The sequence below is a fragment of the Janthinobacterium sp. TB1-E2 genome, from assembly GCF_036885605.1.
Classification (GTDB): domain Bacteria; phylum Pseudomonadota; class Gammaproteobacteria; order Burkholderiales; family Burkholderiaceae_D; genus Janthinobacterium; species Janthinobacterium aestuarii.
This window is the reverse complement of record NZ_CP142523.1, coordinates 5,913,334-5,936,143: the sequence shown is the minus strand read 5'-3', so window position 1 is coordinate 5,936,143 and position 22,810 is coordinate 5,913,334. Positions and strand designations below refer to the sequence as shown.

General features: G+C 65.1%; 19 protein-coding genes and 1 tRNA gene. 11 read left to right on the top strand and 9 right to left on the bottom strand.

Translation table 11 applies throughout. From position 1 onward, the window contains the following. The first annotated feature begins 49 nt into the window (after window positions 1-49). Genes OPV09_RS26720 through OPV09_RS26710 form a run of 3 tightly spaced genes read left to right on the top strand, consistent with a single transcriptional unit; the run spans window position 50 to window position 5,283 of the window. Window positions 50-667, top strand: coding sequence for a YfiR family protein (locus tag OPV09_RS26720; protein ID WP_175444472.1), 618 nt, complete (start codon window positions 50-52; stop codon window positions 665-667). Further along, window positions 668-2,698, top strand: a complete 2,031-nt coding sequence (locus tag OPV09_RS26715; protein ID WP_219328017.1) for an ATP-binding protein — start codon at window positions 668-670, stop codon at window positions 2,696-2,698. It begins immediately after the preceding gene. Continuing rightward, the gene (locus OPV09_RS26710) at window positions 2,695-5,283 is read left to right on the top strand and encodes an EAL domain-containing protein (protein ID WP_338679864.1); all 2,589 of its coding nucleotides are present in this window, start codon (window positions 2,695-2,697) and stop codon (window positions 5,281-5,283) included. Before OPV09_RS26715 ends, OPV09_RS26710 begins: the two co-directional genes overlap by 4 nt. Window positions 5,284-5,289: 6 nt before the next feature. Here the strand turns inward: OPV09_RS26710 and thiL are convergent, their stop codons facing one another. Further along, window positions 5,290-6,270 carry a thiamine-phosphate kinase gene (gene thiL / locus OPV09_RS26705; RefSeq protein ID WP_338679862.1) on the bottom strand — a complete coding sequence of 327 codons (981 nt, stop codon included), beginning with the start codon at window positions 6,268-6,270 and terminating at the stop codon, window positions 5,290-5,292. A gap of 89 nt (window positions 6,271-6,359) precedes the next feature. Here thiL and OPV09_RS26700 point away from each other — a divergent pair, with 89 nt between their 5' ends. Then, window positions 6,360-6,965: a hypothetical protein gene (locus tag OPV09_RS26700; RefSeq protein ID WP_338679861.1), complete on the top strand. Its 606-nt coding sequence runs from the start codon at window positions 6,360-6,362 to the stop codon at window positions 6,963-6,965. Here the strand turns inward: OPV09_RS26700 and OPV09_RS26695 are convergent. Further along, window positions 6,962-7,483 carry a MarR family transcriptional regulator gene (locus tag OPV09_RS26695; RefSeq protein ID WP_331777198.1) on the bottom strand — a complete coding sequence of 174 codons (522 nt, stop codon included), beginning with the start codon at window positions 7,481-7,483 and terminating at the stop codon, window positions 6,962-6,964. The genes OPV09_RS26700 and OPV09_RS26695 overlap by 4 nt on opposite strands. A 120-nt stretch (window positions 7,484-7,603) precedes the next feature. Between OPV09_RS26695 and OPV09_RS26690 the strand changes: the two genes are divergently transcribed. The 4 genes from OPV09_RS26690 (at window position 7,604) to OPV09_RS26675 (ending at window position 12,294) form a co-directional block, all read left to right on the top strand. Then, window positions 7,604-8,797: an MFS transporter gene (locus OPV09_RS26690; protein WP_338679859.1), complete on the top strand. Its 1,194-nt coding sequence runs from the start codon at window positions 7,604-7,606 to the stop codon at window positions 8,795-8,797. A gap of 40 nt (window positions 8,798-8,837) precedes the next feature. Next, the gene (locus OPV09_RS26685; RefSeq protein WP_338679858.1) at window positions 8,838-9,431 is read left to right on the top strand and encodes an SMI1/KNR4 family protein; all 594 of its coding nucleotides are present in this window, start codon (window positions 8,838-8,840) and stop codon (window positions 9,429-9,431) included. Then, on the top strand, window positions 9,424-9,777 hold the full coding sequence (locus OPV09_RS26680) for a hypothetical protein (RefSeq protein WP_338679857.1): 354 nt from the start codon (window positions 9,424-9,426) through the stop codon (window positions 9,775-9,777). Before OPV09_RS26685 ends, OPV09_RS26680 begins: the two co-directional genes overlap by 8 nt. 198 nt (window positions 9,778-9,975) lie before the next feature. Continuing rightward, on the top strand, window positions 9,976-12,294 hold the full coding sequence (locus OPV09_RS26675; RefSeq protein WP_034746204.1) for an NADP-dependent malic enzyme: 2,319 nt from the start codon (window positions 9,976-9,978) through the stop codon (window positions 12,292-12,294). Between the two features lie 250 nt (window positions 12,295-12,544). Here OPV09_RS26675 and OPV09_RS26670 read toward each other — a convergent pair whose 3' ends face one another. Both OPV09_RS26670 and OPV09_RS26665 read right to left on the bottom strand, forming a co-directional pair. Then, window positions 12,545-13,558: a response regulator gene (locus tag OPV09_RS26670; protein ID WP_338679856.1), complete on the bottom strand. Its 1,014-nt coding sequence runs from the start codon at window positions 13,556-13,558 to the stop codon at window positions 12,545-12,547. Then, on the bottom strand, window positions 13,555-16,902 hold the full coding sequence (locus OPV09_RS26665; protein WP_338682388.1) for an MHYT domain-containing protein: 3,348 nt from the start codon (window positions 16,900-16,902) through the stop codon (window positions 13,555-13,557). The genes OPV09_RS26670 and OPV09_RS26665 overlap by 4 nt, the downstream gene beginning before the upstream one ends. A 295-nt stretch (window positions 16,903-17,197) precedes the next feature. Here OPV09_RS26665 and OPV09_RS26660 point away from each other — a divergent pair, with 295 nt between their 5' ends. After that, complete coding sequence (locus OPV09_RS26660) at window positions 17,198-18,001, top strand: class I SAM-dependent methyltransferase (RefSeq protein ID WP_319990603.1); 804 nt, start codon at window positions 17,198-17,200, stop codon at window positions 17,999-18,001. Here OPV09_RS26660 and OPV09_RS26655 read toward each other — a convergent pair. The 3 genes from OPV09_RS26655 to OPV09_RS26645 form a co-directional block, all read right to left on the bottom strand. Then, the gene (locus OPV09_RS26655; RefSeq protein WP_338679855.1) at window positions 17,998-18,498 is read right to left on the bottom strand and encodes a hypothetical protein; all 501 of its coding nucleotides are present in this window, start codon (window positions 18,496-18,498) and stop codon (window positions 17,998-18,000) included. The genes OPV09_RS26660 and OPV09_RS26655 overlap by 4 nt on opposite strands. Before the next feature lie 64 nt (window positions 18,499-18,562). Further along, the gene (locus tag OPV09_RS26650) at window positions 18,563-19,309 is read right to left on the bottom strand and encodes a M56 family metallopeptidase (protein WP_338679854.1); all 747 of its coding nucleotides are present in this window, start codon (window positions 19,307-19,309) and stop codon (window positions 18,563-18,565) included. Then, a complete protein-coding gene (locus OPV09_RS26645) occupies window positions 19,309-19,725 on the bottom strand; it encodes a GNAT family N-acetyltransferase (protein ID WP_070301089.1) in 417 nt (138 codons plus the stop codon). The genes OPV09_RS26650 and OPV09_RS26645 overlap by 1 nt, the downstream gene beginning before the upstream one ends. Window positions 19,726-19,853: 128 nt before the next feature. On the opposite strand from OPV09_RS26645, the gene OPV09_RS26640 reads away from it, so the two are divergent. Continuing rightward, entirely contained in the window at window positions 19,854-20,246 is a 393-nt protein-coding gene (locus OPV09_RS26640; protein WP_099376409.1) for an Imm10 family immunity protein, read from the top strand. Between the two features lie 124 nt (window positions 20,247-20,370). Here the strand turns inward: OPV09_RS26640 and OPV09_RS26635 are convergent. Beyond that, window positions 20,371-20,457 (bottom strand) — tRNA-Leu (locus OPV09_RS26635). A 172-nt stretch (window positions 20,458-20,629) separates the two neighbouring features. Between OPV09_RS26635 and OPV09_RS26630 the strand changes: the two genes are divergently transcribed. Continuing rightward, on the top strand, window positions 20,630-21,394 hold the full coding sequence (locus tag OPV09_RS26630) for an SDR family oxidoreductase (protein WP_338679851.1): 765 nt from the start codon (window positions 20,630-20,632) through the stop codon (window positions 21,392-21,394). 66 nt (window positions 21,395-21,460) lie between these two features. Here OPV09_RS26630 and OPV09_RS26625 read toward each other — a convergent pair whose 3' ends face one another. Next, complete coding sequence (locus OPV09_RS26625) at window positions 21,461-22,777, bottom strand: enoyl ACP reductase FabMG family protein (protein ID WP_338679850.1); 1,317 nt, start codon at window positions 22,775-22,777, stop codon at window positions 21,461-21,463. Window positions 22,778-22,810: the final 33 nt, after the last annotated feature.

Below are 22,810 nucleotides of genomic sequence, written 5' to 3'. Positions count from 1 at the left end.
AAGCGGCATGGTGCCGCGCCTTCGTATGCATTATCTTTACTCGGTTGTCATGGTAATTCTGAACTGGACCTGGTGGCGTCATCCTGGCCCCTTGCGCCGCCCCGCGCGCGGCGCCGCTTGCCGTTCCCTGCGCTGGGGCTGGCTATTGCTGCTTTTGGGCGTGCTGTGCGCCGATGCGCGATCGCAGGTGCCGGGGGAGCTGGAACGCCAGGTCAAGGCCGGGTATCTGTACAAGTTCGCCGGCTATGTCGAATGGCCTGACGGCAGCTTTGCCCGGCCCGACTCGCCGCTGGTGATCGGCGTGGCGGGCGCCGATGCGCTGGCCGAGCAGCTCGAACAGAGCGTGGCCGGGCATAGCGTCAACGGCCGTGCCGTGCAGGTGAAGAAAGTACGCCGCGGCGAAGCGCTGGCCGGGCTGCACGTGCTGTACCTGGGCGCGCTGGAGAAAACGGCGCTGCAGGAAATGCTGGCCGCCAGCCGTGGCCTGGCGTTGCTGACGGTGTCCGATTCGGATGAGGTCTACGCGATGGGCAGCATGATCAATTTTGTGATGGCCGAAGACAAGGTCCGCTTCGACGTGGCCTTGAAACCCGTGGCGCAGGCGCATATCCGCATCAGCGCGCGCATGCTGCTGGCCGCCTACCGCGTGCAGACTGGGGGCGCCTAGATGATCAGACTGCGTTCCATCCGCCACAAGCTGATGTCGGTGGTCTTGCTGACCACCCTGGTGGCGCTCGTCATTTCGCTGGGCACCATCGTCGTCTACGACTTGCGCGCCTACCACCGCAACCTGGTGGCCGACATCAGTACCCAGGCCGAGCTGCTCGGGCATATGAGTTCGGCCGCGCTGGCCTTCGACGACGAACGCCTGGCGCTGGAAAACCTCAATTTGATGCGCATCCGTCCGCGCGTGACGGCCGGCGCCCTGTACAAGGCCGACGGCAGCCTGTTTGCCAGCTACCGCGCGCATCAGCACGTGGGCGAACTGCCGGCGAAGGCGGGCCAGGAAGGCGTCAGCATCGCGGGCAAATCCGTCGAATTGTTCAAGCCCATCGTCGACAATGGCGAACTGCTGGGCACCGTGTATCTGCGCGCCGATTACGAGCTGGCCGGCCGCACGGCCGATTACCTGGCCATCGCGCTGGGCGTGACGGTGCTGGCGCTGCTGGTGGCCTTGCTGCTGCTGCGCCGCCTCGATTTCGTCATCACGCAACCGATCCTCGACATCGCCGACGTGGCGCGCGAAGTGATCGAGACGGGCGATTATTCGCGCCGCGCGCGCAAGCTCAGCGTCGACGAAGTGGCGCAGCTGGTCGATTCCTTCAACAAGATGCTGGCCGAGATCGAGCTGCGCACGCAGGCGCTGGAGCGCTCGAACGGCGAGCTGGCGCGCGAAGGCGAGCAGCGCACCGAGGCGCAGCAGGAAGTCATGCGCCTGAACCAGGAACTGGAAGTGCGCGTGCACGAGCGCACGATGCAACTGGAAATGACGAATGGCGAACTGGCCATGGCGATGGAAGAGGCGCGCAGCGCCAACTACGCCAAGTCGGCGTTTTTGTCGTCGATGAGCCATGAATTGCGCACGCCGCTCAACGCCATCCTGGGCTTCGCGCAAATCCTCAGTTCCGACCGCCTGCCGTCGACCCTGGAACAAAAGAAGGAGTTCGCCGGGCATATCCTGAAATCGGGGCGCCACCTGCTGACACTGATCAATGAAATCCTCGACCTGGCCAAGGTGGAATCGGGCACGGTCAGCCTGTCGCTCGAACCGGTGGGCCTGGACGCTATCTTGCAGGAATGCCGCGACATGATCGCGCCGCTGGCCAGCCAGCGCGGCATCGGCATGACCTTTCCCGACGCCTGTCCGCTGAACGTGCTGGCCGACCGCACGCGCCTCAAGCAAATCCTGTTGAACCTGTTGTCGAATGCGCTCAAGTACAACCGCGAGCAGGGGCAGGTGGCCATCGATTGCGCGCCGCAGGCGGCCGGCCGGGTGCGCATCAGCGTGCGCGATACGGGCGTGGGCCTCGACGGCGAGCAGGTGGCGCTGCTGTTCCAGCCGTTCAACCGGCTGGGACAGGAGGGCGGCACGGAAGAAGGCAGCGGCATCGGCCTGGTGGTCACCAAGCGCCTGGTGGAGCTGATGGATGGCAGCATCGGCGTGACCAGCGCACCCGGCGAGGGCAGCACCTTCTGGATCGAGCTGCGCGTGGTCGACGCCTTGCCCATGCCTGCGGCACCCGCCTTGCCGCGGCCGGACCTGGCCGGGGCGCTGCTCGATCACAGTGCCCCCGTGACATTGCTGTACGTGGAAGATAATCCCGCCAACCTGACCCTGGTCGAGGAAATCGTGCGCTACTGCCCGCAATTGCAGCTGTTGACGGCCACCGATGGCCGCCTGGGCGTGGAAATGGCGCGCACGCACCTGCCGCAGCTGATCCTGATGGACATCAATCTGCCGAACGTGAATGGCACGGACGCGCTGAAACTGCTGCGCGCCGATCCGCGCACGGCGCACATCCCCGTCATCGCCCTGACGGCCAACGCCATGCCGGGAGACGTCGAGCGCAGCATGGCGCTGGGCTTCTACCGCTACCTGACCAAGCCGATCAACCTCGATGAATTTACCGAGGCGATCAACAGCACCCTGGCCTATGTGGCGCAGCAGCGCCGGCAGAAGGGAACAGGCGCGCCATGATCAGCCAGGCCGATATCTATGCGGCGAAAATTCTCCTCGTCGACGACCAGGAAGTCAATCTGCGCCTGCTCGAGCATTTGCTGCAAAGCGGCGGCTACACGGCCATCACCAGCAGCCTCGACGCGCGCGCCGTGGCCGGCCTGCACCAGCGCCACCAGTTCGACCTGATCATCCTCGACCTGGTGATGCCGGGCATGAGCGGCTACGAGGTGATGGATGCCCTGCGTCCGCTGGAGCTGGAAGGCTACCTGCCCGTGCTGGTGATCGCCGCCGACCCGGACGCCAAGCTGGCGGCGCTGGAAGCGGGCGCGCGCGACTTCATCAGCAAGCCCTTCGACGCGCTCGAGGTGCTCACGCGCATCCGCAACATGCTCGAAGTGCGGCTGCTGCACCGCGCCGCGCGCCACTACAACACCCTGCTCGAACGCACGGTGGGCCAGCGCACGGCCGAACTGCAGCGCTTTCGCGGCGCCATGGACGCCACCACGGACGCCATCTTCCTCGTCGACGTGCTGGGCATGACCCTGGTCGACGTCAACGACGGCGCTTGCCGTTTGCTTGGCTATGCGCGCACCGAACTGCTGGCGCTGGCGCCGGGCACCTTGCTGCCATCGCCGCCGGCCCCGCCGCTGGCCGCGCTGCCGGGCGGCGCGGCCCATCTGGCCACGGAAGTGACGGAGTGCGAACTGGTGCGGCGCGACCTGAGCCTGATCCCCGTGGAACTGGGCTGGCACTGGTATGCGCAAGCGCCCGTGACGGGCGGCTATTCTGGCACCCCTGGCGCGGGCGGCCTGCTGCTGATCGCCGTGGCGCGCGACATCAGCGAGCGGCGCCAGGCGCAGGAGCGCCTCAAGCACCTGGCCCATTACGATGGCTTGACGGGACTGCCAAACCGCAGCCTGTTCTACCAGACCCTGGCCCAGGCCGTCGAACTGGCGCAAGAGAAAAGCTGGCGCATCGTGGTGCTGTTCATCGCGCTCGACCGTTTTAAAAGCATCAACGACACCCTGGGCGCGGCGCTGGGCGACGAACTGCTGCGCCAGTTCAGCAACCGCCTCGTCGAATGCGTGCGCCTGCGCGACACGGTGGGGCGATTGGGCAACGACGAATTCGCGCTGATATTGACGATGAGCCGCAACCAGCAGGAAGCCGTGGCCGTGGCCAACCAGGTGCGCGAAGCATTGAGGGCGCCATTCGACTTGCGCGGCCATGCGGCCACCCTGACGGCCAGCATCGGCATCGCCATGTATCCGGACGACGCCACCGACCCGGAAACCCTGATCAAATATGCGAATACGGCCATGGGCGGCGCCAAGCAGGCGGGCCGCGACGGCTACCGCTTTTTCACGGCCGGCATGAACGTACAGGTGCTGGCGCGCCTGGACCTGGAACTGGCGCTGCGCCATGCGCTCGAACACGACCAGTTCATCCTGTACTACCAGCCCAAAGTGGATTTGCGCACGGGCCGCATCAGCGGCGTGGAAGCGCTGCTGCGCTGGCGCCGTCCCGGCTACGGCCTGGTGGCGCCCGCCGAATTCGTGCCCGTGCTGGAAGACACGGGGCTGATCGTGCGCGTGGGTGCCTGGGTGATCCAGGCCGCCTGCCGCCAGATCGCCGATTGGCGCGACAGCGAAGTGGGACCCGTGCACGTGGCCGTCAATGTGTCGAGCCGCCAGTTTGCCGAAGGCGACCTGGAAGGCGAAGTGACGCGCGCGCTGGCGCATCACAACGTGGCGCCGGAATTGCTGGAACTGGAATTGACGGAAACGGCGCTGATGTCGAACGCCGAGCGCACCATCGTCGTGCTGGGCAAACTGAAGAAAATCGGCGTGAAGGTGGCCATCGACGATTTCGGTACCGGTTATTCGAGCCTCGCGTATCTGCAACGTTTCCCCATCGACAAGCTGAAGATCGACATCGCCTTTGTGCGCAACATCACCAGCAACCCGAACGACGCGGCCATCGCGCTGGCCATCGTCAGCATGGCGCACAGCCTGAAACTGAGCGTGGTGGCCGAGGGCGTGGAATCGCGTCCGCAGCTCGAATACCTGCGGCGCAACCGCTGCGACGAGATCCAGGGCTTTTATTTCAGCCGCGCCCTGCCGGCGCTGGAACTGGGGCAGATGATCGTCGCCGGCGCCGGCCTGCCGCCCGGCCACGACCCGGCCGCGCAGCCCGCGCAGACGCTGCTCATCGTCGACGACGACGTCAACGTGCTGTCGTCGCTGCACCGCCTGTTCCGTCCCGAGGGCTATCAGATTCTTACGGCCAGCACGCCGGCCGAAGGGTTTGAAATGCTGGCCCTGCACAGGGTGCACGTGATCGTCTGCGACCAGCGCATGCCGAGCATGAGCGGCACGGAGTTTTTGAGCAAGGTGAAAGAGCTGTACCCGGAAACCATCCGCATCATCCTGTCCGGCTACACGGGCCTCGAAGCCGTGCTCGACTCGATCAACCGGGGCGCCATCTACCGTTTCTATACGAAACCGTGGGACGACACCCAGCTGCGCGACAACATCCGCCTGGCCTTCCAGCACTACTGGATGGTGAACCAGCCGGGGCTGGCGCGGGTGGCGGTGCGCTAGCCGTCCTTATGCGCTGAAATGGTCGAAGGAAGACAGCTGCAGATCGAGCGGCTGCCCGGCCGCATCCACCAGCCGCAAGCCCGCTTTGGCCTCGATGCTGCCAACGCGCGTGGCTGGTGTGGCGCAGCTGGCCGCCAGGGCGGCGATGGCGTCGCGCGAGGCAGCGGGCGCCGTGAAGCACAATTCATAATCGTCGCCGCCGGCGGCCGTGTAGCGGCGGCGCAAGCCTGTCTCCTGCTGCGCCAGCACTGGGCCGGCAGGCAGGGCGTCGACGTCGAGGGTGGCGCCCACCTGCGACGCTTTCAAGATGTGACCGAGGTCTCCCACCAGGCCGTCCGAGATGTCGATGGCCGCATGCGCGAGGCCCGCTTCGGCCAGCGCGCAGCCGAGCGCCACGCGCGGCGTCGGCGTGTGCATGCGCGCGCCTGCCAAGGCCAGGTCGGCTGGCGGCAATGCCTGTTCCTTGCGGTAGCCGGCCAAGGCCAGGCGCGCGTCGCCCAAGGTGCCGCTGACCCAGATGTCGTCGCCCGCCACGGCCGCGCTGCGGCGCAGGGCCTGGCCCGGCGCCAGTTCGCCGAACACGGTGATGCAGATATTCAAAGGGCCCTTGGTGGTGTCGCCGCCGATGAGTTCGCAATTAAACGCGTCGGCCAGCGCAAACAGGCCGTCGGCAAAGCCGGCCAGCCAGGCGCGCTCCGCTTGCGGCAGGGCCAGGGCCAGGGTAAATGCCACGGGACGCGCGCCCATGGCGGCCAGGTCGGACAAATTCACGGCCAGGCTCTTGTGGCCGAGCATGCGGGCGTCGGCGCCGGCAAAGAAGTGCCGGTCCTCGACCAGCATGTCCGACGAGATGGCGATCTGCTTGCCGGCGCCGGGCGTGATCAGCGCGCAATCGTCGCCGATGCCCAGGGTGGCGCGGCCGGGGCGCTGGCGCACGAAATATTGTTTGATCAGGTCGAATTCGGAAAGCGCGTCGTGTGGGGCCATGGCGTGGTCAGTTCGTTGAGTGATGGTGTGGCCCGGCTATTATAGGCTGGCATACAATAGGCGCCTTTGCCACTGCCGATCCGCTTGCCATGCCCCTCCTCGATATTCACGTCTTACTGCAATCCTGGCTCGACCACGGCTGGCTGCGCGACCCGCAAGCCGTCGGCTTGCGCACCTTCGAAGCGCAGGAGCTGGCGGAGCGCGGCTTCGACGCCATCAGCGACGGCGGCCAGCTGTGCCTGTACGAAGATGCGCGCCTGTTCCGCCGCGCCGGCCGGCCCGTGCCGGCGTCGTTCAAGGTGTATCTGCAGCGCGGCCAGCTGGGCGCGAATGGCCTGGAACTCGGCTATCAGGTACACCTGGCCGGTTTCCTGCGCGCGGCGCGGCAGCCCTTGCCGGCGTGTCGCGTGCTGCTGGAACACGGTGGCCGCAGCGGCGCCCTGCTGTTCGACAACGGCCTGGTGCTGCAGTTTTGCGCCAACTTGCGTGGCAAGCCGCGCCATTACTACCTGACCCTCGTCGAGGGGCATGTGGCCGATGCCCAGCTTCCGGACCGCGACAGCGATATCGACTTGCGCGCGGCCAGCGCGCGCCATGTCCAGGCCATCTACGACAGCCGCGACCCTGCCGAACTGCGGCGCCTGGCCCGGCGCGGCAATGCGGCGCTGCGCGAACTGGCGAGTCTGCTCGCCTAAGCTTTCTTCGCCTGCGCCATGCCGTGCAGCAGCTTGGCCAGCAACTGGTCGAGCTGGCGCTGCTCGTCCGCGCTGAGCGCCGACAGCATGGCGCGCTCGTTCTCCACGTGCAGCAGCACCAGCTTTTCTATCAATTCCAATCCCCTTTGTGTCAGGGCCACCAGCACGCCGCGCCGGTCCGTCGGGTGCTTCTGTCGCTCGATCCAGCCGGCCGCTTCCAGCCGGTCGATGCGGTTGGTCATGCCGCCCGAGGACAGCATGGCCGCTTCGTACAGGGCCGTCGGCGTCAGGCTGTAGGGCGCGCCCGAGCGGCGCAAGGTCGCCAGCACGTCGAATTCGCCCGGCTGCAAGCCGTGCTCCGCGAACAGCGGATTGAGCCAGTCGCGCGCCATCAGCTGCGCCACCGTGCCCAACTGGCCCACCAGCTGCATGGCGCGCGTATCCATCTGCGGCAGTTCGCGCTGCCATTGTGCGGCGGCAAATTGCGCGCGCGTGTGTTCTTGCGGGGTAGTTGTCATGGGCATCCATTTATCTTGACCTCAAGATAGATTTCTATCTTTATGTTAAGATACTTTTCATCGAGTCATATTTGATGACGCATTAAACCATGTGCCTCCCAGCGAGGCAAGGACTATCCCATGCCTTCCGCCCGACCTGCCGCATCCCTTTCTGCTTCATCGTCTTCGGCCCTGCTGGTGGCCGCCATCATTCTGCTGGGCTTGAACCTGCGACCCATCCTGGCCGCCATCGGCCCCTTGCTCGACAGCATCCAGGCCGGCACGGGCCTCAGCAATGCCGATGCGGGCTTGCTGACCACCGTGCCCGTGTTCGCCATGGGCGTGTGCGCGCTGGCGGGCGCGCAGCTGCAGCGCCGGCTGGGCGTGGCGCGCGGCATCTCGCTGGGCATCGCCATCATCGCCGCCGCCTGCGCGCTGCGCTGGCCCCTGCATGGCAGCGGCGGCCTGATCGCCACGGCGGCCCTGGGCGGCCTGGGCATCGCGCTGGTGCAAGCCTTGCTGCCCGCCTTCATCAAGCGCCATTTCCCCGAGCGGGCAGGCCAGTTGATGGGCTTTTATACGACGGGCATCATGGGCGGCGCCGCCATTGCCGCGGCGTCCGCTTCACCGCTGGCGCAATCGCTGGGCTGGCAGGCGCTGCTGGCCCTGTGGGCGCTGCCGGCCTTTGCCGCCGCGCTGCTGTGGCGCCGGGCAGCCGCTCCGCGCGTGGAGGTATCCAGCGGCGCGGGCGCCAGCCTGCCCGTGGGCAGTGGCCGCGCCTGGCTGCTGATGGTGTTCTTTGGCATCGGCACGGGCGCGTACACCTTGGTGCTGGCCTGGCTGCCGCCGTTTTACACGGAGCTGGGCTGGAGCGCGGCCGACAGTGGCTTGCTGCTCGGTGGCCTGACCCTCGTGGAGGTGTTGGCGGGACTGGTGATTTCCAGCGTCATCCACCGTTTCCCCGACCGCCGCATCCTGTTGCTGGTCGTCCTGCTGGCCGTGCTGGGCGGCCTGGCCTGCCTGATTGTGGCGCCCGCGCAACTGGCGTTGCCCGCCGTGATATTGCTGGGCTGCGGCATCGGCGCTTTGTTCCCCTTGTCGCTGATCGTCAGCATGGACCACGTGGTTGAGCCGGCCGGCGCCGGCGCACTGCTCGGTTTCGTGCAGGGCGGCGGCTACATCATCGCCAGCAGCATGCCGTTCATCGCCGGCCTGATACGCCAGCATTCGTCCAGCCTGGCCCAGGCGTGGATGGTGATGGCGGCCGGCGTCGTGGTGCTGCTGCTGATCGGCGTGCGCTTCGCGCCGGGGGCGCGGCTGGCCAATGCCCGCTAAGGTGCGCGTGCCGTGTGCCGGCAGCTGATATATTTCGCCCATGCACATCGTCGACCACTATTTGGCAGGATTGCGCCAGGCCTTGCCACCAGAGCCGCTGGCGGAGCTGGCGCTGGCCAGCGGCGCCAGCGCGGCGCAACTGGCCAGCTTGCGCCAGACATATCCGCTGTGCCCGGACAGCCTGCTGCGCTTGCTGGGCCAGTACAACGGCACCTATTATCAGGAATATGCGGGCGGCATGGTGCTGGTGTACATGCTGGGCTCGGACGTGTTCGAGTATCCGTATTACCTGAATTCCGTCGAGCAGATCCTGCAGGACGGGCAGGCGAACCAGCGCAGCATCGCCGATATCTATGGCCATTACCTGGAGGAAGATCCCGGTATCGTCGACGCCCGCATCGACGCCGGTATCCGACAAGGCCGGCGCCTGTGCTTTTCGCATTGCATGAACAATGGCGGCTCCTCTCGGCTGTATATCGATTTCACGCCCGCGGCGTCGGGCAAGGTCGGGCAGGTCGTGCGCTTCCTGCATGACCCCGACAACTACCAGGTCATCGCCGACAGCTTCGACGCTTATCTGCAAATGCTGATCGATGACGACTACGCATTCCTGATCGAGGAAAATTTTGAATAATCCAGCCGCGCCGCCATCGCTGCTGCCCGCCAACCGCCGCATCGTGCTGTCCGGCGAGGATGCGCTGCGCATCCTGCGCGAGATCGAATTTTTGTTAATGTCGCTCAATAACATCGGCCGCCATTACTATCCCGATGGCGACGATGACGGCGCCGATGCAGAGCGGCGCGCGCAGTATTGCGCGGAGACGACGCGCTTCATCGACGCGCAGCAGGCGACGACGCGCCTGGCGCTGATGCGCCGCATTTTGTCCGCCCAATTCGACACCACTCTTGGGGACGACGAGATGGACGATATCGAGCGCGCCGTCGCCGCGCTGCCGCTGTGGCGTGTCCCCGGTCAGTGATCACAAAAACTAATTGAAATCTAAAATTTGATAGTTTTTCCTGTTGAGGACGTTTGTGCCGCCGGACGGCCTTACAATGCTAGGTTATGCGTTTTCGTGATATCAGACTGTGGCTAGCGGAAAATACCTAGCTAATTGAAAGAATCGGTCTGATAAAATCCGGAACACCCGATCGACCAAACAGGAAGGCAGCACAGCATGGATTCGTCATCTGATAAAAAAGAAGAATTGCGTCAACAATTGCGCTTGGCCGCACTCGAGTATCACGAGTGCCCGCGCCCCGGCAAAATCAGCGTGACGCCGACCAAACAACTGACCAACCAGCGCGACCTGGCACTGGCCTACTCGCCAGGCGTGGCGGCACCGTGCGAAGAAATCGTCATCGATCCGGCGAATGCCTATAAATACACGGCGCGCGGCAACCTGGTGGCCGTCATCACCAACGGCACGGCCGTGCTGGGACTGGGTAATATCGGCCCGCTGGCCGCCAAGCCTGTGATGGAAGGCAAGGGCGTGCTGTTCAAGAAATTCGCCGGCATCGACGTCTTCGACATCGAGATCAACGAGATGGATCCCGATAAACTGGTCGACATCATCGCTTCGCTGGAACCGACCTTCGGCGGCGTGAACCTGGAAGACATCAAGGCGCCCGAGTGCTTCTACATCGAGCGCCAGCTGCGCGACCGCATGAAGATTCCCGTCTTCCATGATGACCAGCACGGCACCGCCATCATCGTCGGCGCGGCCATCCTGAACGGCCTGAAAGCCGTCGGCAAGAAAATCGAGGACTGCAAACTGGTCGTCTCGGGCGCGGGCGCCGCGGCGCTGGCCTGCCTGGACCTGATCGTCGACCTGGGCTTCCCGCTCAAAAACATCTACGTCACCGACCTGGCCGGCGTCGTCTACAAGGGCCGCACGGAACTGATGGACCCGGACAAGGAACGCTTCGCGCAAGACACGCCGCTGCGCACCCTGGCCGAGATCATCCCGGACGCCGACATTTTCCTCGGCGTCTCCGCCGGCGGCGTGCTGAAGCAAGACATGGTGCGCAAGATGGCGCCGAACCCGCTGATCCTGGCGCTGGCCAACCCGAATCCGGAAATCTTGCCGGAAGAAGTCAAGGCCGTGCGCAGCGACGCCATCATCGCCACGGGCCGTTCGGACTATCCGAACCAGGTCAACAACGTGCTGTGCTTCCCGTACATCTTCCGCGGCGCCCTCGATTGCGGCGCGACGACGATCACGCGCGAAATGGAAATCGCCGTCGTGCACGCGATCGCCGATCTGGCGCATGCCGAGCAGTCCGACATCGTGGCCACCACGTATGGCATCAGCAACCTGTCGTTCGGTCCTGAATACCTGATCCCGATGCCGTTCGATCCGCGTCTGCTGATCAAGATCGCGCCAGCGGTGGCCAAGGCGGCCGAGGATTCCGGCGTCGCCACGCGTCCGATCAAGGACTTGCAAGCGTACGCGGACAGTCTGCAGCAATTCGTCTACCGCAGCGGCACCTTCATGAAGCCGCTGTTCCTGATGGCCAAATCCACGCCGGCCGAACTCAAACGCATCGTCTACGCCGAAGGCGAAGAAGAGCGCGTGCTGCGCGCCGTGCAAGTGGTGGTCGATGAAAAACTGGCGCGTCCTATCCTGGTCGGCCGTCCACCGGTGCTCGAAGCGCGCATCCAGAAGTTCGGCCTGCGCCTCAAGCAAGGCGTCGACTTCGACGTCATCAACCCGGACTTCGACGAGCGCTATCGCGATTACTGGAACACGTATTACGCGATGACGAGCCGCAAGGGCGTCACCGAGGAATACGCGAAGCTGGAAATGCGCCGTCGCCACACCCTGATCGGTTCGATGATGATCCACAAGGGCGACGCCGACGGCATGATCTGCGGCACCTTCGGCACCACCCAGCTGCACCTGAAATACATCGACCAAGTGCTGGGCAAGCGCGCCGGCAGCAATGTCTACGCCGCCATGAATGTCCTGATCATGCCGGAGCGCCAGCTGGTGATGGTCGACACGCACGTCAATGAAAACCCGGACGCCGAGCAGCTGGCCGAGATCACCATCATGGCCGCCGAAGAGATGACCCGTTTCGGCCTTTCGCCGCGCGCGGCCCTGCTGTCGCACTCGAACTTCGGTTCCAGCGACAGCGCCTCGGCGCAAAAGATGCGCGCCGCCCTGGCCATCGTCAAGGAACGCGCGCCGGACCTGGAAATCGACGGCGAAATGCACGGCGATACGGCCCTCGACAGCAAGCTGCGTCAAAAACTGATGCCCAATTCGGCACTGAAGAACGACGCCAACCTGCTCGTCATGCCGAACATCGAGTCGGCCAACATCGCCTACAACCTGGTGAAAACGGCCGCCGGCAACGGCATCGCCGTGGGCCCGATCCTGCTCGGCTGCGCCAAGCCCGTGCACATCTTGACGCCATCGGCCACCGTGCGCCGCATCGTCAACATGACGGCGCTGTGTGTTGTTGACGCCGTCGCCCAGCGCAAAGTCTAAGGCTGTCGCTGTCAGTTAAAAGCCGCGTCATCCGCGAGGGTGGCGCGGCTTTTTACGTCAGTGCGCCATCGGCAAGGCCATCGCGAGGAAAGTGCAAGTTATTTGATGTGCATCAAAATGCTTGGCCCGCTGCCGGCCATAATGGCATCGAGCTCCTTGCCCTTCCAGTGGTCTGCATCGGCGCCGGCGCCATCTGTCCGGCACTGTTTTGTGTGACGCAACAACGCTGGCCGTGGCGGGAGTTCACTTTTCAAGCGGCCGCATGGCTTTCCTCTTTCTCTGCCCAGCGCAGCCGGATGGCGTCGATGGCGGGCAGTTCCTTGACAAACAGCTCGACCAGCCGCGCATCGAAATGGCTGCCTTGTTGCGCTTGTAAATAGCCCACGGCGTCCGTCACCGACCACGCGCGCTTGTACGGGCGCACCGAGGTCAGTGCGTCGAAGACGTCGGCCACGGCGATGATGCGTCCCGCCAGCGGGATCGCCTCGCCCGCCAAGCCGTTCGGGTAGCCGCTGCCATCCCATTTTTCATGGTGCGACAGGGCGATTTCGCGCGCCAGCGCCAGCATGCCGCCTGCGGCATGTTCGCCGATGATGTCGGCGCCGATGCGCGCGTGCGTCTGCATGACGGCCCATTCGTCCGCGTCGAGCTTGCCCGGCTTTTGCAGGATGCGGTCGGGAATGCCGATCTTGCCCACGTCGTGCATGGGCGCCGCGTGCAGCAGGTCGTCCGCGGCAGCTTCGTCCATGCCGGCGGCCACGCCCAGCAGGCGCGCGTAATGGCTCATGCGGATCACGTGCAAGCCCGTTTCATTGTCCTTGTACTCGGCCGCCAGGCCCAGGCGCTGGACAATCTGCAGCCGCGTTTCCTTCAGTTCGTCGATGCGCACCAGCGACAGATGCGTGCGCACACGGGCCCGCACGATGGCGGGGCTGAGCGGCTTGGTGATGTAATCGACGGCGCCCGCTTCAAAACCGCTCAGTTCATCGCGCATGTCGTTCAGGGCGGTGACGAAAATGACGGGGATGGCGGCCGTCAGCGGCGCCGCTTTCAGCTGGCGGCAGGTGTCGTGGCCGCTCATGCCCGGCATCATCACGTCGAGCAGGATCAGGGCCGGGCGTTCCTGCTGCGCCAGTTCCAGGGCCCGCGCGCCATCCTTGGCGAACAGCAGCGCGTAGTCGTTCTGCAAGATCTGGCGCAGCAATTGCAAATTGGCCGCTTCATCGTCGACGACGAGAATCACGGGCCTGGCTTGTGCATTCATGGGGACTCCGGGGCGAAGGTGGGCAGCAGGCCGTGCAGGAGCGACTGTGCCAGGGGAAAATCAAAGTCGTCGATGGCGTGCAGCAGCGGCGCCAGCGCATCCGCTTGCGCGCCCATGGCGTGCTGCAATTGGGCTTGCGCCGCGTCATCGAGTTCGCCGCGCTGCAAGGCCTGCAGCAGGGCGCTGGCCGCTTGCCGGGCGGCGGGCGCGTCGATGGCGCTCGTCGTCGTTGCCGCCGGCAATGCAGGCGGTGCCAGCCGGGCGATGGCGGCCAGGGCCGCCGGCCATTGCGTCAGCAGCTTGCCCAGCGTCTCATCGAGCTGCGGCGCCGTGGCGAGGGCGGGACTGGCGCACGCTTGTTCCAGGGCCGCCAGGCTGGCGGCCAGCTGTTCCAGGCCGAGGTTGGCCGCCGCGCCGCGCAGCCGGTGACTTTGCGGCAGGAGCGCCGCGTGGTCGCGTGCTTCGATGGCGGCCAGCAGGGCAGGCGGCACGCGCGGATGCTCGTGTCCGAAACGGGCCAGCGCCGCGCGGTAGGCGCTGTCGTTGCCGGCCCAGCGCTGCAGGGCGCCCGCATGGTGCAGCACTCTTCCTCCAGCGGGCGCGGGGCTGTCATCGGCCGGCTCCGCCGCCAGGCCCAGCACGCGGGCGATTTCTTGCGACAGCGCTTGCCATTCGACGGGCTTGGTGGCGAAACCGTCCATGCCGGCCGCCCGCGCCGCCTTGCGGTGCGCATCGAGCACGCTGGCCGTCATGGCGATCACGGGCACGCGCGGGCGGCCATCGCGCAGGGCGGCGGCGCGGATGGCTTGCGTGGCGGCCAGGCCATCCATGCGCGGCATTTGCAAGTCCAGCAGCAGAATGTCGAAGTCGTCCTGCTGCGTCAGCTGCAAGGCTTCCACGCCATCGCCTGCCGTGATCACCGTGTGGCCGCGTTTGCCCAGCAGCAGGCTCAGCAGTTCCAGATTTTGCGGCACGTCGTCGGCGGCCAGCACGCGCAGGGGCGGCAGGCGCACGCTGCGGCGTTCGCTGGCGGGCAGCGCCGCCTGGCGTGCCGGCAGCAAGGGCAGCATGACGTGGAATACGCTGCCGTGCGGCACGCTGGCGTCGGCCCAGATGCGCCCCTGCATCAGGGTCACCAACTGCCTGCTGATGGTGGTGCCCAGGCCCGTGCCGCCAAAGCGCCGCGTGGTCGAAGCGTCCGCCTGCACGAACGGATCAAAAATGGCGTCGCGCCGTTCCGCGGGGATGCCGATGCCGCTGTCCCGCACCAGCAGGTGCAGCTGGCCGTCGTCGCGGCGCGCCGTCAGGCTGACAGCGCCGCTGGGCGTGAACTTGATGGCGTTGTCGAGCAGGTTGCCCAGCACTTGCCGCATGCGCAATTCGTCGCCATGCAACACGGCCGGCAGTTGCGGGTCGTACTGCACCTCCATGCGCAAACCCTTGTTGCGCGCATGGATGCCATACGTGGACGCCAGTTCATCGACCAGCGCCAGCAGGCTGTAGTCGCGCATTTCCAGCGCCACGGCGCCCTTGTCCAGCTTGGCCGTATCGAGCACTTCGTTGAGCAGGCGCAACAGCGAGCGGCCGGACTGGCGCACGGTGTTGAGGTGGCGCCGCTGCTCCGGCGCCAGCGGCGAGTCGAGCAGCACATCGGTGAAGCCGAGGATGGAGTTCATCGGCGTGCGGATTTCATGGCTCATGTTGGCGACAAAGCTGGCCCGCGTGGCGGCCGCCAGCTCCGCTTTTTCCTTGGCCTTGCGCAAGTCTTCCTCCATCTGCCGCCGTTCGCTGATATCGAGGATGACGCCGTCGACCCAGCGTACGGCGCCCGCCGCATCGTGCACGACGGTGCCACGCTCCCACAGCCAGCGCGCCGTGCCGTCGGCATGCAGCAGCCGGTATTCCAGCAGGTAGGGCTCGCCGCTGGCCACGCTGCGGTTGAAGACGTCGACGACGTAGGCGCGCTCTTCGCTGGCGATCAGGCCCGTGATGCTGCGGCGCGGTGCGGCGCCGAGAAAGTCGGCGGGCGGATAGCCGGTGACGGCTTCCACGCCATCGCTGATGAACAGCATGGGCTGGTTTTCCGCCGTGGTGCAGCGAAAGGCGATGCCCGGAATATTGCCGATCAGCGAGCGCAGCTGTTGCTCGCTTTCGCGCAGGGCGGCCAGCATGGCGCGCCGTTCGCTGATGTCCGTAATGAACAGCACATATAAATCCTGGTCGGCCAGACGCGCGCTGGCCACCGAACGCTGCACGGCGACCGGCACGCCATCCTTGCGCAGGTAGACGATTTCCTCGCTGGACTGGAAAGCGCCAGCCTCGCCCGTGCGCAGGTAATGCAGCAGGCCGTGCTGTTCCGACTGGCGCACGTCGCTGACCAGCACACTGACATGGCGGCCGACAATTTCCGCCGACCGCCAGCCGAGGATGCGCTCGGCCGCGCCGTTGAAGTCGATAATGCTGCCGTGCCGGTCGATCGTGATGACGCCGTCGACTGTGCTCGTCAGCAGCGAACGGGTCCAGTGTTCGCTCTGGTTCAGGTGACGAAACAGTTCGCGGTAGCGCAAGATGCCTACGGCCGAGGCGACCAGGATCGTCAGGGCAATGGTCAGCAGGGTCACGCTGATCACCAGCATGGGCCGGTTGGCATCGGCATCATTGCCCGGGGGGATCGTACCCACGAAGCGCGCCGCCTGCATGCCCATGTAATGCATCCCGGTAATCGCGCAACCCATGACGCAGGCGCTGATCAGCGTGCGCTGCGACGAGGGCACGCGGCTGCTCCAGCCGCGCAAGCCGAAACGTATCCACAGGGCCAGGGTGGCCAGCGCCACGGCAACGACGAGCGACAGCGCGAACAGCAGCGGATCGTAGCGCAGCGACAGGCCCACACGCATGGCCTGCATGCCCGTGTAATGCATGGCGCCGATGCCCAAGCCCACCAGCAAGCCGCTGCGCAGCAGCAGCGGCGCCGTGACGGCGCGCCGGCTGATGGTGGCCAGGGCCACGAACGAGGCCGCCACGCTGGGCACGATGGACAGCAAGGTCAGGCCCGGATCGTAGGCAATGCTGGTGCCCAGCTCGAAGGCCAGCATGCCGATGAAATGCATGGCCCACACGCCGCAGCCCAGCGCCAGGCTGCCGGCCAGCAGGCACAGCAAGTGCAAGCGGCGGCTGATGCTCGCCTGCGCGCGGCTGTACGCCGTCATCTGGAAAGCCATCCACGACGTGAAAATGGCGATCACGAGCGACAGCAGCACGAGGCCAGGCGCATGTTGGCCGTGGTGCAGCTGGGCCGGGTCGGCGGGAAGGTGGAACAGATGCTGGACGCTGGCAGGTATCATCGTAGGCAAACAGGTGACGCGTTTGGCGCTGGCGTGGGCGCCTGCCGCCACTGCGGGTGATCGATGCGAATTACCTTACCAGATTTCAGGAAACAAATATCTTAATTGTAATTATTTTCCCTGTCGTGCAAGCTATTCCCGAGCGGGATAGGTGGGTCGCGGACTTGTCGTGCCCGTGGAATGGCGATGCCGGCGAGGAAGTTGCCATCAAGAATTGTGTGGTTTTTTTACAAGGTGCGACGCCTTGCCTGGTGTCATGCTACATTCGCGTCCTGTTTTTTCTGAAAGGATGACGATGCCTTCAAGTGACAACTTCTTGCGGCATAATCAGCAAGCCTGGGATGCCCAGGCTGTACAGAACAGCCCATGGTCGCAGCCTGTCGACAGCGCCACCATCGCCGCGGCGCGCGCCGGGCAGTGGCAAATCCATTTGACGCCCGGCTCCTTGCCGGCCGGCTGGCTTGGCGATGTGCAAGGCAAGCGTATCCTGTGCCTGGCCGGTGCCGGCGGGCAGCAGGCGCCCGTGTTGGCCGCGGCCGGCGCACACGTGACCGTCTTCGATTTATCTGAGCAGCAACTGGCGAAAGACCGCATGGTGGGTGAACGCGACGGCTTGCACCTGGCCACCGTACAGGGAGACATGCGCGACCTGCGCCGCTTTGCCGACGCCAGTTTCGACCTCATCGTGCACCCCGTGTCGAACCAGTACGTGCCCGACATTGCTCCCGTGTGGCGCGAATGCGCGCGCGTGCTGGCGGACGGCGGCGTGCTGCTGAGCAGTTTCTTCAATCCGGCCGTGTTCATCGGCGACCGCGATCCGCAATGGGCAAAGCAGGGATTGATACGTCCCCGTTTTGTGCTGCCGTATTCGGATGTGGAGGATATGCCCGCCGATGCGCTGGCGGCGCGCATGGACAGGGGCGAGGCGCTGATCTTCGGCCACGGCCTGGACAGCCAGATCGGCGGCCAGCTGGCGGCGGGGTTCGTGCTGGCAGGCTACCACGAGGAAATGCATCCCCACCCGCGCTTTGAAATTGAAAAATACCTGCCCAGCTTTATCGCCACGCGCGCCGTCAGGCTGGCGCGCGCGATAGCTTAATTGTAGGGCTGCAGATCGAGCCACACGGCGTACGACAGGCGCTTGCCATTCCACAGGCCGCCGCCACGGATGACGGCGTCGCACGAGGTCAGCTGGCCCACCAGGTCCATGCGACCGAGGTTGCGGCGCAGGCGCAGGGCGTCGTTGTGCGACAGGTAGCCGACCAGCAGGCCATCGATGAAGACGGCGATGGCCTTGTCCTGGAAAGGATTGGCATCGTCGCAGACGAGCAGGGCCAGGCATTTTTCTTCCGCATTGCCGGGACCGTGCTCGCCGGCCAGCTTGGCGATGGCGGGCTGGTACATCGACTCGTTTTCCACTTCCGACGCAAAGCGGCCCTCATCGCTCCAGTGGTGCGCGGGGGTGCCGGGAGGAATCGCCGGCACGTACTGGCGCACCGAGACGAGCGGCTTGTGCAGCGGTTTGACGGGCGTGCGGCCACTGAAGACGTAGTACAGCAGGGCGATGACGATCACGATGGCAAGCAGGTAAAGCATGGTATCTCTCTGATTTCGAAGGGGGAAGCCGGGATCGCGGGCGCGCCGCGCGGCGTTGCCGCTACTATAGCAAGTTCGCCGCCTGGTCCCGCGTAAATCTGCCCATGATTTGCCGCCGGCGCCGCAGTGCCAGTGGGTCGCTCAGCACGATGGGCGAGGCGCCCGTCAGGCCCGAATAATACTGGCCGTGCTGGCGCAGCACGATGGCATAGTCGCGCAGCGCGTGGCCGTGCGCCAGCATGCGCGCGTCGCAATCCACTTCGATGGCAAAGCGCAGCCGGTGCAGTTGCCACCACAGGGGCAGGTTCCACGGCATGAGAATAATCAATGCGTACGCCACGGCCAGCAGCAGCGGATCGCGCGCGGCCAGCCGGCATTGTTCGTGCGCCAGCAGCAGCGCTTGTTGCGGCGGCAGAATCAATCGCAGCCAGACGGGCATCACGATGCGGGGCCGCAGCAGTCCCGCCACGCAGGGACCGATGCCGCCGCTCAGGAAGACGGGCGTGCCCAGCAAGGTGCTCTTTTGCCAGCGGCGCTGGTGCGACAGCAGCCAGACGCTGCGCAGCGCCAATATCAACAGCATGCCCGTCGACAAGACAAACCAGCCCAGCTTCAGCTGCGCCTGTTCCGCCGGCATGGCCGCCAGCACGCCGGGCAGCCATGCCAGGGGCAAGAGGACGGACGCGGCGATGGCCGCCAGCCACAGCCAGCGCGTCGTGCGGCCGCGCCGCTGCAGCAGGCGCTCGGCGCCCCAGGCGGCAGCGCTCAACAGCAGCGCCAGCGCCATGCTGCAAACCAGCCAGACTGGCACTAGCGTGTCAACGCCATGCCGACCGAGGCGGGCGCCGTGTGCTTGAAACCGAATTGCGCATACAAGTCTTGCGCCTGGCCATCGGCGATCAGGCTGACGTACGCGCTTTCCGGTACCTCCGTCTCGATGAATTGCATGATCTCGCCCATGATGCGCTTGCCCAGGCCCTTGCCTTGGTGGGCCGGCAGCACGGCGATATCGGTGACCTGGAAGAAGCAGCCGCCATCGCCGATGACGCGGCCGATACCCACCACCTCGTCGCCATGCAGGATTTGCACGGCAAACAGCGAGTTCGGCAAGCCCTTGGCCGCCGCCGCCGTGCTTTTCGCGCTCATGCCGGCGGCGACGCGCAGGTGCTGGTAGGTGGCGCTGGAGGGGATGGCCAGGCGGGTGGTGTAGGACGATGCTGCGGTCAAGGCGGTCTCCTGTGCAATATGGATGGAATGGCCATTATAGGCGGCACGCTTTATTCGCCGCGCGCTATGTTGTCCGGGACGCTTTTGCGCTATGGTGGCGTCATCCATCCATTTGTTGAAAGCACGCCATGTCCGCAGGATTTACCGCCACCGAGTTGTCCGTCATTAATGAAGACGACGCCCTGATCACCACCCTGGCCGCGCCAGCCGGCAAAGGCGAACCCGTCTACCTGATGCTGCAGCGCGCCGAAGAATATGACGAGCAGGACGTGGCCATGGGCATGGACGAGCCCTACATCGAATACTGCGGCCAGGAATTCGCCTGGTATGGCCACATGCACGCCGTGATTTTGCATCCGAACCGATTGTCCGTGCAGATGGATGCCGAGGCCGCCATGCAGATGGATGACGATGGCCAGATCGACGTGCGTTTCAATTTGACGCCAGAGCGCTACGCCCAGCTGCAGCAGGCGCTGCGCACCACGTTCGAGGGTTGCGATTATTATCGCGAGGAACGCTGATCTGCGGGGAAGGTGTCGGCCAGCTGGCCGGCTTGCTGCCCACTGCCCATGCGGGCGCTGACGTAAAAAAACCCGCAGCATCTGGCGATGGGCGGGTTTGATCAGGTGCTACTAAAGTGTTCTGTGGTGCCGGGAGCCGGAATCGAACCGGCACGCTGTTTCCAGCGCGGGATTTTGAGTCCCGTGCGTCTACCTATTCCGCCATCCCGGCAACGCGAGACGCATTATCACTGATTTGTCACAATCTGGCAAGTTTTATGCTTGGCGCGTGTTTTACACAAGCGTTGAAGTCTTTGACCGCGCCGATTCCAGCGCAAGAAGCGGAGTGCAGCGCCTGGCCTGCCGTCCTATCGTGTCCCTTCATTCACCTGGAGGGATATCCCATGAAGCAACTGGACAACAAGGTCGCCATCATCACGGGCGCCAGCTCGGGCATCGGCCATGCGGCGGCGCGGCTGTTTGCCCGCCATGGCGCGCGGCTGGTGCTGGTGGCGCGGCGGCGGACGGAACTCGATGCGCTCGTGGCGCAACTGGAGGACGGTGGCGCGCAAGCCGTGGCCTGTGCCGGCGATGTGGGCGACGCCGCGTGCGCGCAAGGGGCCGTGGCGCTGGCGCTGCAACGCTTTGGCGGCCTCGATATCGCTTTTAATAATGCGGGCACCCTGGGGCCCATGGGGCCCACGCAGGAAGTTGCCCTGGAAGACTGGCGGGCGACGGTTGATACCAATCTCACGAGCGCCTTCCTGGCGGCCAAGTACCAGTTGCCTGCCATGGCGGCGCGCGGCGGCGGCTCGCTGATTTTTACCTCGACCTTTGTCGGCCATACCTTGGGCATGCCCGGCATGGCGGCGTATGCGGCCAGCAAGGCGGGTGTGATCGGCTTGACGAAGGCTCTGGCGGCCGAGTATGGCGCGGCGGGCATCCGCGTGAATGCCCTGCTGCCGGGCGGTACCGATACACCGTTGGGGCGGCAAGTGGCCAGTACGCCCGAGGCGCAGGCCTTCGTGGCGGGACTGCACGCATTGAAACGCCTGGCCACGCCGGACGAGATCGCCCGCTCGGCGCTGTACCTGGCGTCCGATGCATCAAGCTTTACCACTGGTACGGCGCTGCTGGCCGATGGTGGCGTATCCATCGTACGCACCTAAGCCGCCTTGAAACGCCGACGGCCCGGGGATGAGCCGGGCCGTCGATGGTGTGCTGCTAGATCAAGCTCAGTTGTGAGCCGAGTTCAGCTGGCGCGCGATGATGTCGTGGTTGAGCCAGACGACCGGTGCCGGCGGTTCCGACATGGTGTGGAACATCAGCGGGCCCGTGCCTTCCAGTACCAGCGAGCTCAGGTGGTCGGTGATCAGTTCCTTGCGGTCCTTGTGCAGCTTGGTGATGTCGTCCGAGGTACCGATCATGACGTCGGCCAGTTCTGGCGTGTTGTCCATCGGCCAGGCGGCGAAGTTGCGGAATTGCACGCTGGTCGCGTCGCCATTGTAGGCGGCGATACGGTCGAGCAAGTCTTGCAGCGAAACGCCGTCTTCCAGCAAGCCCTGGCAGATTTTCCATTGCTCTTCGGCCCAGGCGCTGCCGCCTTCTTTTTTCAGCGCGTCGAGCAGGGGGAACAGCGACAGTTCCACGCCGACGAAAATGTCGGACGAGTTCGTGCGGATTTCCGGGCAATTGAAGACGGTGGCCTTGATGCCTTTGTCCCACGCGGCCTTGGCCACGTTTTCCAGGCGCATCTTCGCCAGGCCTTGCGTGTAGTTGCTGTAGGTTTGCCACTGGTACTTGCCGTCGATCAGGATCTCGGTGCCGTGGTAGCCGTAGGCGCTGTAGCGCACCTGGCCGCCCGTTTTCTCGATGCGGGCGCGGATGGCGGCGCTGCCGTCGATCAGGTGCTGCAGGGTGTTGGCCGTGACTTCGTCGAAATTCATCAGGATCAGCTTGCCCAGGTCGCTGTCGAGCAGGGCGCGCGAGGACATGAAGCGCTCGCCGCGGCCTTTGTAGATGCGGTTGGCGATCGCCAGGAAGACTTTGACCTTCGGAATGCCGCCAGCCATGGTGTGGGCGAAATACACATTGCTGCCGTCAGGAATCAGGTTGTCCAGCTCGGCCATCGCTTTGGCCACGGAAGCGCTGAAACGGGCGACGCCGGCTTCGCGGCAGCGTTCGATCTGCGCCCAGTCCAGCTTGTCTTCCTGCCAGCTCTTCAGGGTCATGTCGGCCAGCAGGGCCGTCGGCGTTGGTTCGCCGGCTGGCGCGTCGAGGTCGAAACCGGCCATCAGCGGCACATTGATGATGCGGCCGCCCAGGTTGGCTTCCGCTTCGGCCAGCTCTTCCGCGTTCAGCGGGCGCAGCGCCATGTTTTCATCGCGGCGGCCGACCGTCATGCCGACGATATTCATGCCCACCTTGCGCGCTTCGTCCAGCAAGCCATTTACATAGCCGCGGCCGAACAGCTCGCCGAACAGCACAAAGGTGTCGCCCTTGCGGAAGATATTTTTTTGCGGGATGTCTCTTAAGGACGTGATCTCGGTCATGGTGTCAATTCATTCTAAAATTAGCAGGGCAGA